Below are 15,308 nucleotides of genomic sequence, written 5' to 3'. Positions count from 1 at the left end.
CATGCAAAAACAAGTAGCTGACGCCCGGGCGGCCATCGCGGGCATTCGCAGCGGTATGACGCTGATGCTCGGCGGCTTCGGCCTCTGCGGCATACCGGAGAATTGTATTGCCGCCCTGGCCGCCACTGACCTCACCGACCTGACGTGCATTTCCAACAATGCCGGAGTCGATGACTTTGGTCTAGGGCTGCTGCTCCAGAGTCGGCAGATCAAAAAGATGATCGCCAGCTACGTAGGTGAGAATGGTGAATTCGAGCGGCAGATGCTGGACGGGTCGCTGGAGGTGGACCTCATTCCCCAGGGTAGTCTGGCGGAGCGGTGTCGGGCCGGGGGGGCAGGAATCCCGGCATTTTTTACGCCCGCCGGCTACGGTACCGAGGTCGGTGAGGGCAAAGAAGTAAGGGACTTCAACGGCAAGCCCCATGTCCTCGAGCAGGCCCTTGTCGCCGATTTTGCCCTCGTAAAGGCCTGGAAGGGGGATACCGACGGCAACCTCATCTACAAGGGCACAGCCCGCAATTTCAACCCCGTCATGGCCATGGCCGGGCGCGTCACCGTAGCCGAGGTCGAGGAGCTGGTGCCCGCCGGCGAGCTCGATCCCAATCAGATTCACACCCCCGGAGTATTCGTGCAGCGTATCTTCCGGGGCACCAACTACGAAAAGCGCATCGAGCAGCGCACAACCCGCCCCCGCCATGCTGGATAAAACAGGTATCGCCCGCCGCATTAGCCAGGAGCTACGTGACGGCTGGTACGTCAACCTCGGTATCGGCATCCCTACCCTCGTGGCCAACTTCGTGCCGGAGGGCATCGACGTGACCTTCCAGAGCGAGAACGGCATCCTCGGCATGGGCCCCTTCCCCTACACGGGCGAGGAGGACGCCGACCTGATCAATGCCGGTAAGCAAACGATCACCGCCCTGCCCGGAGCGGCCATTTTCGATAGCGCCACCAGTTTTGCGATGATCCGCGGCCAGCACATTCAGCTCACGGTACTGGGGGCAATGGAGGTCTCCGATACCGGGGACATCGCCAACTGGAAAATCCCCGGCAAGCTGGTGAAGGGGATGGGTGGGGCCATGGACCTTGTTGCCTCCGCCGAGAATATCATCGTAGCGATGATGCACACGAACCGGGCGGGGGAATCGAAGCTCCTTAGCACGTGCAGCCTACCGCTGACCGGAGTACGGTGCGTCAAAAAGATCGTGACCAATCTGGCGGTACTGGAGGTGACCGAGCACGACGGTTTCCGGCTGCTGGAACGTGCCCCCGGGGTGAGTGTGGTGGACATTCGGGCGGCGACGGCCGGCCGGCTGGTAGTGCCCGATCACGTGCCGGAAATGCGGCTGGGTTAATGCGGCTGGCCGTCATTCCCGCTCGCTATGCCAGTAGTCGCTTTCCCGGTAAACCGTTGGCAGACCTTGGGGGACGCACGCTAATCGAGCGCGTGTACACTGCCGTCAGCGAAACTACTTTATTTGATGCGGTAGTGGTAGCTACGGACGACGACCGCATCTACCGGGAGGTAGAACGCTTTGGCGGCACGGCGGTGATGACCTCCCCTGACCATCCCTCCGGCACGGACCGGGTGGCCGAGGCCAGTCGTTTTTATCCTGAGGCGGAACTGATCGTCAACGTCCAGGGAGATGAGCCCTTCGTCCGTACCGGTCAGTTGCGTGATTTACTGTCGGCCTTCGCGGACGAAGAGGTAGCCATTGCTACGCTTGCCACCCCAATTACGGACGAGCATCAGCTCCTTTCGCCAAACGTCGTAAAGGTGGTACGGGATGCCCGTGGAGGGGCGCTGTACTTCAGTCGCCACGCCATCCCCTACCTCCGCGATGTACCCGTCGGACGGTGGCTGGAGGAGAGCATCCACCTACAGCACCTGGGCGTATACGCCTACCGCGGAGAGGTGCTACAGCAAATCACCAAACTCCCCCCCGCCCCGATCGAGTGCGCTGAAAGCCTCGAACAGCTCCGCTGGCTGGACGCCGGCTACCGCATCCACGTTGCGTTGACCGACGACGACGTGTCGATTGGTATCGATACCCCCGCGGACCTTGAGGCTGCCCGCAAGCTACTTGCTTAGCTTTCAGTAGCCGGATAGGAACCCTGGTGGAGTTGCTTATCTCCGTTCCGGCGATCTCGGAAGTAGTTGCGTAACGTAAAGGCGGAGGAAGTGAAGGCAATTTCCTCCCAAGGAATATCCTGTTCGGTAAAGAGCCGTACCTCCAGGCTCTCCTCGCCTACCGCGTACCGTCCCGCTACTAGATCACCTACATACTGTAAGTACACCTGCTGGATGCGCTCGATGTCGTAAAGGGTGATGAGGTAATCTAATCTGACTTCCGCCATGGCTTCTTCCCACACCTCCCGTTGAGCCCCCTCCTGTACTGATTCTCCATTTTCCAAGTACCCGCTCGGCACATTCCACAGCCCATAGGCCGGTTCGATGGCGCGGCGGCAGAGAAGCACCTTGTCCTCCCAGACCGGTAAGCAGCCGGTGACAATTTTGGGGTTGGTGTAGTGGATGGTAGCGCAGGTGGAGCAGATTTGGCGGGGGTGGGTGTCGCCTTCTGGGATGCGGCGGATGAGGTTGGGAGAGCCGCAGTGGGGGCAGAAGTTCATACGTACTGAAAGTAAACAAAACGCCCCGCCTCCAATGGAGACGGGGCGCGTTGGTAACAAGTAGATCAACTTTAGTAACCCGGATTCTGCTCCAGGTTACGGTTAGCATTCCGCTGAGGCTGCGGAATTGGAAAGAGATTGTACTTATCGGTGGACGCATCCTTGAACTCCCATGCATCATCAAAGGCACCAAATCGAATAAGGTCCTGACGGCGAGTTCCTTCGTAGAAGAACTCCCTGCCGCGCTCAGCAAGAAGGTCATCCATGGACATATTATCATCCATATCATCTAATTCAGCACGTGAACGGATCATGTTGACTAGCATGGAGGCACCGGATTGCCCTGTACGCATCATAGCTTCAGCTTTATTCATAAGCACTTCAGCATAACGGATGATGGGAAAATCATTTGGAAGCGTGCTCGGAGCGCCATCCCCATAGCCGTACTTGAAGATCCTGACGCCAGCCTGACGGAATGCATTGAGGCCATTGATTTCTGGGGTAAATACCAATTCAGGACCTCCCGGATCATCAGCAGTACCATCAAGTATCGGCGTCTCACCATCAGCAGCGTATTGTGGGCCGGCTAGGAAGTTTCCTCGGGTTTGCTGATTTCCATACTCGCCCTTACGCACATCTTCGTCGTCGTAGCTATTGTAGAACTCCTGAAGACTACAGTAACCATTCCAAGGTTGATCTTGGAGATTAAAGGTGGCTTGACTAGCATAATGCAGCGTCATTTGAGCAATATTAAACCCTCCTGCTTGTGCGGGATCAGCATAAGGAATGACAAAGATGTTCTCCGAACTTCCTTCGTTACCTGGATCGAAGTTAGTGAAGTAATTTTCCGTAAGGGAGTACTGATTGCTATTGATCACCTCATCGGCTACAGCCATCGCTTCCTGGTAGCGTGGAGTCCCCGTTATAACCTCAGAGTTCAGGTAGATGCGACTCAGCAGCGCCCGATTGGCCCAATAGTTTATCTTACCGTAAGTCGAGCCATCATTTGCTCTACTAAGGTTTTCGGCGGATTGCTCCATTTCCTGAATGACATAGTTATAGATGTCTTCACGGGATGTTGCAGTCGGTTCAGTATCGGCTGGATCTGAGGTTTCGGTGACAAGTGGAACATCACCGAAAGAGTCCAGCAGTAGCCAATACCAGTATGCGCGTAGTGTGCGAAGCTCACCGATTAGTTGGGCACTCTGATCCTCGGGTAAAATAGACGTGCCCTGAAGAAGAGAGATTACAGAGTTACACTGAATGGCACCCTGATACAGAAAGGTCCAGGCATTATTATACTGCGAGTCATCGGGTGAAAACTGGTGTTGATGCGTACGCAGCCAGATACCTCCGTCAAACCAATCGGAACCCCGCTGAGGGATGAGGGCTTCATCGGACGAAACCTCCTGGATCGACATATACGACCCATGGTTTTGCATGGGATATAGGTTGGTATAAGCCGAGAGGTAGCTAGCAATAATGTCCGCCTGCGAGGAGGGAAAGTTAGAGGGCGTGAGATCGGAAAAGACTTCCGGCTCAAGATCGGTACAGGACTGAAAGGGGACCATCAGTAAGCTGGCAATCAATAAGCCGGCGCAGCGAAATTTATATTTCATAGTTTATTTGAATTTGGCGGATAGCTTAGGTATCCACTAGATGATGGACGTGATTAAAATCCAACCGCAATCCCCGCAGTAAATGTGCGTGTCCGAAAGTAGGTATTACGCCGATCGATACCCGGTGCAAGGTTATTAGGATTGTTGGGATTCGCTAGGTCGGCAAATCGGACGTTAGGATCAACACCGGAATAGTTGGTGATATAAAAGAGGTTCTGACCAGCCACATACGCACGCAGTGTACTAAAGCCGGTGTTGCTTCCCAGTGGGAAGGTGTAACCGAGCTGAGCATTGTCTAGGGCAAGGAAGCTAGCATCCTCAACGAAAACGTTCGAGAAGCGGGGGGGCGAAACGATCTGCTCGTCGAGTAAGTCCGTAACGATGAGGTTGTCAATCGGACGACTTACCGCGTTACCGAGCTGACCGTAGAAATTACGAGGCAAGTTAGCCAGGTCATGACCGAAATCACCGCGTAGGAAAATACTCAAGTCGAAGTTGCGGTAGGTAAAGGCATTGGACATGCTAAGGCTAAAATCGGGTAGTCCATTACCTACGATTACTTTGTCCGCTTCATCAATGATGGCGTTGCCGTCTTCATCAACGTTACCATCCTGATTCACGAACACGTATGTTCCGGCGGCGCGACTAGCCTCTACATCGAGGATGCGAGCGTATAGATTACCAAAGTCATCTCCGACCCGAATTCGGCTGATGGGGTCTCCGTTTTGACCGGGAGCACCAGGAGAAGTACTCTGAAGGGTTAGCTCTCCCCCACTACCGAAGTTAAAGTCGGGAGTCTCACCGGTGTCCTCGAGTCTGGTGTTGTACGTTGAAAAGATCAACCGTGGCTCGTAAGTGAACCCACCGGACTCACCCAACGAATAGCCCACTGATAGTTCTACTCCCGTATTGATCAAATCTACGTTGTTAAGGTTGGCCTGTACGAACTGGAACTGAAATGGCGGCGTGGGTACCTGTGCATTGAAAAGCAGGTCACCGGTGTTGCGAATGTAGTAGTCCAGCGTACCGGTCAGACGATAGTCAAGGAATGCAAAATCGATCCCTGCATTGAACTCACCCTTCTTTTCAAAACGGAGGTTTGGGTTAGGGTTGGAGTTCGGTCCGATAGTAGGCACGTAATTATCCACTCCCTGAAAGGGTGCTTGACTACCTACTCCAAAAGTTTGGAGGTAATCGTAGTTACCCGGAGGGATAGAGCCGGTGATACCGTACCCAACCCGGATCTTAAGTTGATCAGGTCCGTTAAGGCTAAAAGCGTCAACCAAATCCGCGCTAGCGGAGATCGCTGGGAAGATGTCCCACCGATTCTCCGGCCCGTTGCGACTCGTACCATCCCGGCGAACCGAGGCGGTCACGTTGTATGCGGTACCGATACCCAGTCGGGCACGGCCAAAGAAACCGATAACAGTGTACTCGCTTCGGTAGCTTCCTATATTAATTTGACCGCTGGCAATATCATTCAGACCGCCAAGAGCATTGAAGCCGAAAGCATTCGAGCTTAGCCCTCGCCCGCCGGCATTGAAGCCCTGAAAAGTGTACTGCTGCCAACTATAACCAGCTAGTAGTTCAAGGGAGTTACTGCCAAAATCAGTGTTGTACGTAGCTGTGGCTTCGAAAAGATCGTTGCGATTGTCGTTCGTATTACGAGTAGCATTTCCTGCGCGACTTTGACCACCTTCAGCTCCACCCCCGAAGCGACTTTCTCTTTGCGCGAAATAACCCTCAATCCCAGATTCACGGTTGCGGGAGTAGTTGAGATTCAATGCCACATCATCTGTAAGATCGAACGAGGTCCGTAAAGAATACAGAATGTTGGTTTGTTGGCGCTCGCGTTGGGTCGTGCGTGCGATGGCGACTGGATTGTTATAGTCGAAGTTCTCAATCTCGGTGAAGCCACCATAAACCTCGTTACTCCGATCACGCAAAATTGCCCGGTCATCACCTAAATCGTTAGCCATCACCGGAACCGTTGGGTTATAGGTAACCGCGTAACGGAATAAGGCATCTTCGTAGATATCGGCATCTCTATCGGTAGCGGTCACATCAAGTGCAACACTCAAGCGGTCGTTGAAGGCACGCTGAGTTACACTGAGCCTGCCGTTGATCTGACGGAAACCGTCGTTCACAACTCCAATACCCTTAATGTCCCGGTAGTTGACAGACGCACGGTAGGTCATACCGGAGCCGCCACCGTTGTAGCTGAGGTTATGAACGTGGCTGACCCCGGTACGGGTCACCTCATCGATCCAGTTGGTGTTGCCGCCGAAGTCGTTGTCCCGACGGATCGACTCGGAGGTGGGTAGGTTTGGCTCAGTAGGGCGAACGGCTCGGTTCAGGTCAGCTGCCTGACCGATCAAACGGAGGTAGGTTTCCCGGTCGGCCACTGGTGGTGCCTTGGCGATTTCCTCGGCCGAAACATAGCCGCGATAGGCAAATTGGCCCTGACTAGCTTCAGTACCACGCTTGGTAGTCACAATAATTACGCCGGATGAGGCCTGAATACCATAGATGGCGGCGGCAGAACCATCCTTGAGGACGTTGACACTCTCTATGTCGGCTGGGTCAACCGTATTGAGGTTAGCCCCCACTACGCCGTCGATAATAATTAAAGGACTGGTATTACCGCCAAATGAGGAAAGGCCACGAAGCCGAATGGTTGAACCACGGTTGACGTTGCCCCCAACTTTAGAAATCGTCAGACCAGCCACCTTACCCTGAATCAGCTGGGTAGGGTCATTGATGTTACCGGCGTTAAAGTCCTCGGAGTCGATCGAGGTCACCGCGCTGGTCACCTGCTTCTGGGTCACTGTACCGTAACCTACTACGACAACCTCGTCGAGCAGCTCGCCGGAGGTCAGGGCTAGATCGACGGTGGACTGGCCGGTGAAGGGGACCGTCTGGGTAGCATAGCCGGTGTAGGAAATAGTTAGTGACTCGGCACCCTCGGGAACGTTCAGAGTGTAGTTGCCGTCGAAATCGGTGACGGTACCCGTAGAAGTACCGGTCACTAGAATACTGGCACCGATGAGAGGGTCGCCACTATCTGCATCAGTGATGGTACCACTTACACTCGTCTGGGCCAGGGCGGCCGTGGAGGTAAACAGCACCAGCAGCAGGAAAAGGCAACCACGGTAGGCATGGTCTAAGTTAAGCTTCATACTAAAGGGATGTAAATGTGAATGATGGAATGTGGGATGCACAAAGACTAGGGGCGCTCGTGGAGAGCCGCCAGGATGTTCCGCCACGATAGGGACTCGGGGAGCCCGGGGATACGCTGTTCAAGGTGCGCGTGAATTGCATGATCCAGAAAAATACGCAGACTGGTCGGGGCTGGATGGGTCCTAACAGCTGCGGCGAAGGTCGTTACATTTAGTCATCCATCCAACCAGACGCCCATATTTTCATGTAGGTACGTTGATTTGTCCGGGCTGGATTTCGGGCTACGACCGCATTATTAACATCTCGTTAACGCTCAGAAACTGCATTCGCTGCCTATTGTTTAGCTTTTCACCACGCCAGTCACCACTCCACCAGGAAAATGTTGCCGCCCTACCACCCACTTTGCACCCGCGTCCGCGCTTCCCTGCTCGTACTGCTGGCCGTACTGTGTGGAGTGCAGGTCCTTTCGGCCCAGCGGCTGGATATGAAGGTGCTGGGCAACTACCGCGACATTGAGATTCCCTTCGATCTGGAGAACGACTTCATCGTCATCTCGGTACTGCTCAACGGGAAGATGCCGCTGCGCTTCATCGTCGACACGGGGGCGGAAAATACCGTGCTACTCGACCGCACCATGACCGATGCCCTACAGGTCAGCTACCGGCGGAGCTTCCAGGTGCGGGGGGCGGACGTGAATACCGAGCTTACGGCCCACCTGGCTACGGGAGTGAGTCTGCGCCTAGCCGATCGGCTGCTAGCGCGTAACCGCACGATACTGGTGCTGGAGGAGAACTACTTCAATTTCGAGCGCATCACGGGTACCAACATTCACGGGATCCTGGGGGGAGATTTTCTGATGCGCTTCGTAGTGGAGTTCAATTTCCGGCGGCAGGTGATGACCCTGCACGACCCAGCTAAGTTTCGTATCCGCAGGAAATTCGTCGAGGTGCCTACCACCTTTATCCGCAACCGGCCCTACCTAAACATCCAGGTAGGGGTGCTACGGGACAGTACCACCGTCCGCCGACTGCTCATGGACACCGGGGCGGGCTTGAGCCTGCTGATGCATACCTACCCGCAGGCCATGGGTAGCGATCTGCCGGAACAAACCATCCCGGCCTATATTGCCAGTGGGCTAGGCGGCACGATGGAGGGTAGCGTTGGCCGAAGTCGGGTGGTGAACCTGGCTGACCGACGGCTAAGCAATGTAATTACCTACTTTCAGGAGGTCGATACCGTAGAGATGAAATTTCTCAACCAGCGCGAGGGCATACTGGGCAACCGTATCCTGAAGCGGTTTACCGTGGTGGTCGACTACGTCAGTCAGCGGGTGTACCTGCGCCCGGAGGGTAAGGCCTATAAGCGAAAGTTTGCCTACGACCGCTCGGGCATCAGCGTACTGGCCGGCGGGGACAACCTCAACAAGTACAGCGTGAGCAGCGTGGTGCCGGGGAGTCCGGCCGACCGCGCGGGCATCCTGGTGCGCGACCGGTTGCGAGCGATAAATGGCGTGCCTACCAGTCTCATGAGTCTGGAAGGCATCGTACGTAAACTGGAGGGAAAGGCCGGTAGGCGCATCCGCGTTCGGGTGTACCGCGGCGGGCGGCTGGAGGACTTTACCTTCGTGCTGGAGGACCTGATCTAAAGAACAAAGCCCCGGGCGGGCACCTTACCCCATGGCATGAAACTGCTAGTCGTACTTGCCTTATCGTTCCTACTGCCGGGCTGGGTTACTGCCCAACTGGTAGGCGATACACAGAGTGGCCTGGCGAGCTACTACGCTACGGAGTACGACGGCGCCGAGACCGCCTACGGGGTAGTGTACGATAAAACCGAACTGGTCGCTGCCCACAAGACCTACCCCTATAACAGTACCGTACGGGTACGCAACGAGGACAACGGCCGCACGGTCACGGTACGTATCGTCGACAAGGGCCCCTTCATCCGCGGGCGCATCATCGAGCTCAGCGAGCGGGCGGCTCAGGAGCTCGGTATACTGGGCGAGCGGACCGCGCCGGTGGAGGTTACGCTGCTCTCTACGCCGGACCAGCCCAATGTAGGTCCGCCCACCGCTCCGGAGCCTCGCGTGGAAGTGCGCCCCGACCCACCGGCCTACGACCCACCGGCCTACAATCCGCCGCCAGCTTCCCGCCCACCCGTTACGCAGGAAACCGAGGCACCTGCTCCATCACCTACACCGACGCCTCCACCCGTGATTACGCCGGCGCGCCGTCCGGTGGCGACTTTCGGGCCCGGCATCTACAAGGTTGCGCTGGATCAGCCCGCGCGGGGGCAGTACGGGGTGCAGGTAGGTAGCTATGCCTCTCTGGAATCGGCCATGGACCGGGTGGTGCAGCTACGGGCCCAGTATTTCGACGACGTGCTCCTACAGAAGCTCGGACGGGGCAGCGGTGCTACCTACAAGGTCGTGCTGGGGCCCTTCGACGATCAGGCCAGTGCCCAACACTACGCCGGTAGTCTCCAGCAACGCTACGGGATTGCGGGCTTTACCGTGGAGCTAGATCGCCGCCCCTAAACATACACCATGAAGCTACTTTTTCTCTTCACCCTCTTATTTGCCTTAGCGGCCTGTGTACCCCAGGCGCAGTACGATGCCCTGGTCACCGAACGCAACTACTACCGCAACCAAAGCCTGGCCGCCGATAGCCTGGCCGGAGCGCAACTGCGAACTACCCGCGACAGTATCACGCTGGCCGACCGGAGTCAGCGCAGCGAACTGCGGCAGATTGAGGACCTGACCGCCACAAACCGTGCCCTGGAGCAGCAACTCCGCACCACCCGCGACCGCTACGAGCAACTGGTCGCCCAGGAGGGCCGGCTGGCCACCGCGCAGCCGGAGTCCGAACGGGCACTTGCTACCCTACGCGCCGAGCTGACTGATCAGCAGGCCGCTCTCGAACGTCGGGAGCGGGAACTATCCGCCCGGGAGGCCCGACTGGCGAGCCTACCCACCGCCGCGACGGTCCAGGCCAAGGGGGGAGGGGAAGATCCCATGGCCCCCGCCGCGACCCGCGACCGCCTGGCCGAAGAGCTGCGGCAGGTGCTGCTGGCTGCCGCGGATACCGGCTATACCCTTACCGCCTCGGCGACCGAGCCGGCGGTCACCCTTAGGCTGGCCGACGAGCTGCTATTCGGTACGTCCGATACCCTCACGCTGGCCGGGGAGCAACTCCTGCGGGAGATGTCCACCACGCTGCGCGCCTATCCCCGCGCGCGGGTCCTTGTAGTAGGCCACGTAGGTAGTCAGGGGGGAGATCCGCGCGCTGCCTACCGCCGCAGTACGCAGCGCGCGGCAGCGATAAGTCTGCACCTGGCCCGCCTCGGGTTAGATCCCGGACGGCTTATCGCCGGGGGGACGGGCTTCTACGGAGCCACCGGGGGTACCGACCTAGTGTTTACCCTCACGCCTTAGGTCGCGGCGGCGGTAGCCCTCCACCAACTCCACCACCCTACCGTAGTTGAGCAGGCCCTCGTGGATGCCCTGGGCCTTCAGGTATACGGTATAGGTTGCGTCGCGCAGTACGGGCGCGATATCGGCGTAGAGTGCCCCGTTTTCGTAGATGGCCTCCAGGTCATTGCGGATGCCAGGGTCGAGTCGTTCGCTACGCCAGGTCAGGTAACCCTCCAGATCAGCATAGCGGAGCAGACCGGCGATGGTTCGCCAGTAGGCTAATTCAAGGGTGTACCTGAGCAAGGGGTCCTGGGTCTGCTCGGCCGCCAACACTGCCCAGAAGGAACAGCTGCCCTCGTCGCCAAATCCATAGGCATGGCTGAGTTCGTGGGCCAGCACGGCGGGTCGCTGTAGGGGGTGCAGTCCGGCATCGATGTTACCCTGCCCCGCCCAGGGCCAGTACACGCCGGCGGTGCTGAGCCGCAGGAGAATGCCCCGCGGCAGCAGCTCCCAGCCCCGCGGTCGGCCGGGTGCGCCGAAGCCGTGGGCGTGCAGCGTCTTTGCTACGAGCGGGCGGACCGCCGTCTCTAGATCCTGCGGAAACACACTTTCCTGTAGGGCCAGGGTATCCTGGGTAAGCTCGGCGCGAAGGTCCGCCAGCGTCTCGGCCGTAGCGTAAACGCGCTCCCGCAGTTCTTCTACACTGGGCCGGTAGAGCGGAAACCCGAGCTGCGTCTCTACGGGTACCCGACCGTAGTTGTAACCCCAGATCCAAAGGAAGGCCAGGATCAGCCCGAGCAGTCCGCAGGCAGTGCGCCGCAGCAACCGCAGCCAGCCCCGGAAGCTCCGCCACTGCACTACGAGCCATGCCAGCAGCCCAACCCAGAACAGGTAGAACAGTGGAACGGGCAGCAGGCCCACCGTATAGTCGAGCACAACACGCACGGCCACAAAGAGCCCCCGGCTGTAGTACGTTTCGATCAGCGCGGGGGGAAGCACGACCCGTAAGAGCACACTAACCACCACTACCAGCAGCAGTAGCAGGAACGTCGGGGGGCGGCGGGGGCGCTGGTGCGGGGGGGAGTGGGAATGCGTCACGTACGGTGGGCTGACACGGCGGGGGGCTCAACCAATGGTGGTAGCCTCGCGTTTAAGTGTCGTGCGATTTGCACAAACTTAAACTATAGCACAATGGCATTCCAACTCACCGACGGCAACTTCCAGCAAGAGGTCCTCGAAAAGAAGGGCATTGCACTGGTCGATTTCTGGGCCGAATGGTGTGGTCCCTGCAAAATGATCGGCCCCGTGGTCGAGGAGCTCTCTAGGGACTACGACGGCAAGGCTTTGATCGCCAAGGTAGACGTAGACGAAAACGCCGAGCTTACCCAGCGGTACGGCGTGCGCAATATTCCCACTATCCTGATCCTCAAGGACGGGGAGGTGGTTGACAAGCACGTAGGCTTCGCTACTAAGGAGGCCCTGGCCCAAAAGATCGAGGCTCAGCTGCAGGCAGCCTAGGTCGCCCGTCCGCTAAATACGAAGCCCCGGCACTCGTCCAGTGTCGGGGTTTCGTTGTTATATGGACGTAGTCTAAATAACCCGCCCCCCGGGCCTCTCCGGGCAACCAGTCCAGTGGTATAGCGATTTACTATTAGCTTTGCTTTCCCTTTACAAAATATAGTTTTAGCGCATGGCTTCAAGCACCGCAAATCGTAGCGTTTCATCAATTGGTTGGATGGGTAGGTTCCTATCCAGCAGCATCGGCCAGAAGGTCATCATGTCGCTGACCGGGCTGTTTTTGATCACCTTTTTGCTGGTCCACCTGATCGGCAACCTGCAGCTCATCATGGCCAATGATGAGGGTTACAGCTTCAATACCTACGCCTACTTTATGACTAACAATCCGGTCATTAAGCTTACCTCTTACGGCCTTTACGCCTTCATCCTACTACACGCCATTCAGGGTACCTACCTCTGGATTCAGAACAAGAAGGCCCGTGGTACCGTGGACTACGCCGTTAAGCGCTACCGTACGGCCGGCGAGAGTAAAAACTCGATTTACATGGGCTCTTTAGGGCTGGTGATTCTGGCCTTCATCATCGTCCATATGGTGCAGTTCTGGGCCCAAATGCACTTTACCGACAGCATAGGTGCCTTTACCGCCGAAGGGTACGCGGATGCGAAGGATCTATACGCTCTAGTGAGTCAGACCTACGAAAATCCATGGATCGTGCTTTTCTACGTAGTATCGATGGTGTTCATTGCCTTTCACCTCTGGCACGGCTTCCGTTCTGCCTTCCAGACCCTGGGGCTCAACCACAAAAAGTATACCCCCTTCATTAAGGCCCTGGGCTGGACCTACGCCGTGCTGGTGCCCTTTGGTTTTGCGGTTATCCCCGTGATCATGTACCTGCGCCACGAGGGCGTTCTTTAACCTTACCTCCCTCCCCTACCCCAACCCACTGACACATGCCCTTTCAGCCTAACGTCCCGCCAGGTGAGCTTTCCGAAAAATGGAAGCAGTACCGATCGTCCATGCCCCTAGTGGCACCCAACAATAAGCGCCGTCTGGAGGTCATCATCGTCGGTACCGGACTGGCCGGCGGTGCCGCCGCCGCTACCTTCGGAGAGCTGGGCTACAATGTCAAGGTATTCACCTTCCACGATAGTCCGCGCCGCGCCCACTCCATCGCCGCACAGGGGGGTATCAATGCTGCCAAGAACTATCAGAACGATGGGGACAGCGTCTACCGCCTGTTCTACGATACCATCAAGGGCGGTGACTACCGCAGCCGGGAGGCCAACGTACACCGCCTGGCTGAGGTAAGCGTAAACATCATCGACCAGGCCGTAGCGCAGGGCGTGCCCTTTGCCCGCGACTACGGGGGCTTGCTTCAAAACCGGTCCTTCGGCGGCGTGCAGGTCTCGCGCACCTTTTACGCCCGTGGCCAGACCGGTCAGCAACTCCTACTCGGTGCCTACCAGTCGCTCTCGCGCCAGATCAGTCTGGGCAACGTCCAACTCTTCAACCGCCACGAGATGATCGACCTGGTGATGGAAGACGGCAAGGCCCGCGGTATCATTGCCCGTAACCTCCTCACCGGCGAGACGGAGCGCCACGCCGCCCATGCCGTCGTGCTGGGTACCGGGGGCTACGGCAACGTCTTCTACCTGTCGACCAACGCCATGAACTCCAACGGCTCCGCCGCCTGGCGTGCGGTCAAGCAGGGGGCCTACATGGCCAATCCCTGCTTTACGCAGATCCACCCCACCTGCATCCCGGTCAGCGGTGAGTACCAATCGAAGTTGACCCTGATGTCGGAGTCACTGCGCAACGACGGCCGCGTGTGGGTACCGAAAAAACAGGACGATGCCGCCGCCATTCGCGAGGGCAAGAAGACTGGGCTCGACATTCCCGAGGCCGACCGCGATTACTACCTGGAACGCCGCTACCCGGCCTTCGGTAACCTTGTGCCGCGCGACGTCGCCAGTCGGGCCGCCAAGACCGCCTGCGACGAGGGACTCGGCGTGAGCCCCACCGGCCTGGCTGTCTACCTTGATTTCGATGCCGCCATCGAGCGCTACGGAAAGTCGCGCGCCCACAGCCTGAATGAGTATAATGCCGACGACATGCGCATCCGCGAGCTGGGCGTCGGCGTGATTGAGGAGAAGTACGGCAACCTCTTCGAGATGTACGAAAAGATCACCGGCGAGGACCCCTACGTGATGCCGATGAAGATCTACCCCGCCGTCCACTACACCATGGGCGGGCTCTGGGTGGACTACAATTTACAGACCAACATCCCCGGCCTATTCGCCATCGGCGAGGCCAACTTTAGCGACCACGGCGCTAACCGTCTCGGTGCTTCCGCCCTGATGCAGGGCCTGGCCGACGGCTACTTTGTCCTTCCTTATACCATCGGCACCTTCCTCTCCAAGGAAATCCGCAATCCCAAGGTAGATCCGGATAGCCCAGCCTTCAAAGAGCAGGAAGCTAGGTCGCAGGCCCGCATCGACAAGATCATGGGCATCAACGGTACGAAGTCCGCCGAGACCTTCCACCGCGAGCTCGGCAAGATCATGTGGGAGTACTGCGGCATGGCCCGCAACGCCGAGGGCCTGCAGAAGGGGCGCCGGATGATTCGCGAACTACGTAAGGAATTCTGGTCCAATGTGTACGTGCCCGGACGAATCAAGGAATACAACCCCGAGCTGGAAAAAGCCCTCCGCGTAGCCGACTTTTTGGAGCTCGGCGAGTTGATGATGCTCGATGCCCTGGACCGCAACGAAAGCTGCGGTGGCCACTTTCGCGAGGAGTACCAGAGCGAGGAGGGCGAGGCGCTGCGGCGCGACGATGAGTACGCCTACGTCAGCGCCTGGGAATGGGATGACAATGACCCCATCCTGCACAAGGAAGAACTCATTTTCGAAAACGTGGAGCTGAAAACCAGGTCCTACAAATAATG

The 15,308-nt window shown here is 57.7% G+C and carries 13 protein-coding genes; 9 read left to right on the top strand and 4 right to left on the bottom strand.

Annotation, left to right across the window (positions count from 1 at the left end):
- The first annotated feature begins 1 nt into the window (after position 1).
- Genes ACOOHD_RS04315 through kdsB form a run of 3 tightly spaced genes read left to right on the top strand, consistent with a single transcriptional unit; the run spans position 2 to position 2,092 of the window.
- Positions 2-706, top strand: a complete 705-nt coding sequence (locus tag ACOOHD_RS04315; protein WP_420460339.1) for a CoA transferase subunit A — start codon at positions 2-4, stop codon at positions 704-706.
- Positions 696-1,355, top strand: a complete 660-nt coding sequence (locus ACOOHD_RS04310) for a 3-oxoacid CoA-transferase subunit B (RefSeq protein ID WP_420460338.1) — start codon at positions 696-698, stop codon at positions 1,353-1,355. Before ACOOHD_RS04315 ends, ACOOHD_RS04310 begins: the two co-directional genes overlap by 11 nt.
- A complete protein-coding gene (kdsB, locus tag ACOOHD_RS04305) occupies positions 1,355-2,092 on the top strand; it encodes a 3-deoxy-manno-octulosonate cytidylyltransferase (RefSeq protein WP_420460337.1) in 738 nt (245 codons plus the stop codon). Before ACOOHD_RS04310 ends, kdsB begins: the two co-directional genes overlap by 1 nt.
- Here kdsB and ACOOHD_RS04300 read toward each other — a convergent pair.
- The 3 genes from ACOOHD_RS04300 to ACOOHD_RS04290 form a co-directional block, all read right to left on the bottom strand.
- Positions 2,089-2,631, bottom strand: coding sequence for an NUDIX hydrolase (locus tag ACOOHD_RS04300; protein WP_420460336.1), 543 nt, complete (start codon positions 2,629-2,631; stop codon positions 2,089-2,091). The two genes, kdsB and ACOOHD_RS04300, sit on opposite strands and share 4 nt — an antisense overlap.
- 71 nt (positions 2,632-2,702) lie before the next feature.
- On the bottom strand, positions 2,703-4,250 hold the full coding sequence (locus ACOOHD_RS04295) for a RagB/SusD family nutrient uptake outer membrane protein (protein ID WP_420460335.1): 1,548 nt from the start codon (positions 4,248-4,250) through the stop codon (positions 2,703-2,705).
- Between the two features lie 53 nt (positions 4,251-4,303).
- A complete protein-coding gene (locus tag ACOOHD_RS04290) occupies positions 4,304-7,429 on the bottom strand; it encodes a SusC/RagA family TonB-linked outer membrane protein (RefSeq protein WP_420460334.1) in 3,126 nt (1,041 codons plus the stop codon).
- 380 nt (positions 7,430-7,809) lie between these two features.
- On the opposite strand from ACOOHD_RS04290, the gene ACOOHD_RS04285 reads away from it, so the two are divergent.
- The 3 genes from ACOOHD_RS04285 to ACOOHD_RS04275 are packed head-to-tail and all read left to right on the top strand — an operon-like array spanning position 7,810 to position 10,863.
- Entirely contained in the window at positions 7,810-9,075 is a 1,266-nt protein-coding gene (locus tag ACOOHD_RS04285; protein ID WP_420460333.1) for an aspartyl protease family protein, read from the top strand.
- A gap of 36 nt (positions 9,076-9,111) precedes the next feature.
- A complete protein-coding gene (locus ACOOHD_RS04280; protein WP_420460332.1) occupies positions 9,112-9,966 on the top strand; it encodes a septal ring lytic transglycosylase RlpA family protein in 855 nt (284 codons plus the stop codon).
- Between the two features lie 9 nt (positions 9,967-9,975).
- Positions 9,976-10,863: a hypothetical protein gene (locus ACOOHD_RS04275; RefSeq protein WP_420460331.1), complete on the top strand. Its 888-nt coding sequence runs from the start codon at positions 9,976-9,978 to the stop codon at positions 10,861-10,863.
- Here the strand turns inward: ACOOHD_RS04275 and ACOOHD_RS04270 are convergent.
- Entirely contained in the window at positions 10,840-11,940 is a 1,101-nt protein-coding gene (locus ACOOHD_RS04270) for a DUF3810 family protein (RefSeq protein WP_420460330.1), read from the bottom strand. The genes ACOOHD_RS04275 and ACOOHD_RS04270 overlap by 24 nt on opposite strands.
- Before the next feature lie 93 nt (positions 11,941-12,033).
- On the opposite strand from ACOOHD_RS04270, the gene trxA reads away from it, so the two are divergent.
- From trxA to ACOOHD_RS04255, 3 genes are all read left to right on the top strand, one after another.
- The gene (trxA, locus tag ACOOHD_RS04265; RefSeq protein WP_420460329.1) at positions 12,034-12,360 is read left to right on the top strand and encodes a thioredoxin; all 327 of its coding nucleotides are present in this window, start codon (positions 12,034-12,036) and stop codon (positions 12,358-12,360) included.
- Between the two features lie 217 nt (positions 12,361-12,577).
- Positions 12,578-13,276, top strand: a complete 699-nt coding sequence (locus ACOOHD_RS04260; RefSeq protein ID WP_420460328.1) for a succinate dehydrogenase cytochrome b subunit — start codon at positions 12,578-12,580, stop codon at positions 13,274-13,276.
- 35 nt (positions 13,277-13,311) lie between these two features.
- The gene (locus ACOOHD_RS04255; RefSeq protein WP_420460327.1) at positions 13,312-15,306 is read left to right on the top strand and encodes a fumarate reductase/succinate dehydrogenase flavoprotein subunit; all 1,995 of its coding nucleotides are present in this window, start codon (positions 13,312-13,314) and stop codon (positions 15,304-15,306) included.
- Positions 15,307-15,308: the final 2 nt, after the last annotated feature.

It is taken from the genome of Neolewinella sp. (assembly GCF_965214665.1).
Classification (GTDB): Bacteria; Bacteroidota; Bacteroidia; order Chitinophagales; family Saprospiraceae; genus Neolewinella.
Note: the sequence above shows the minus strand (reverse complement) of the source record. Positions and strands in the feature narration are given on the sequence as shown.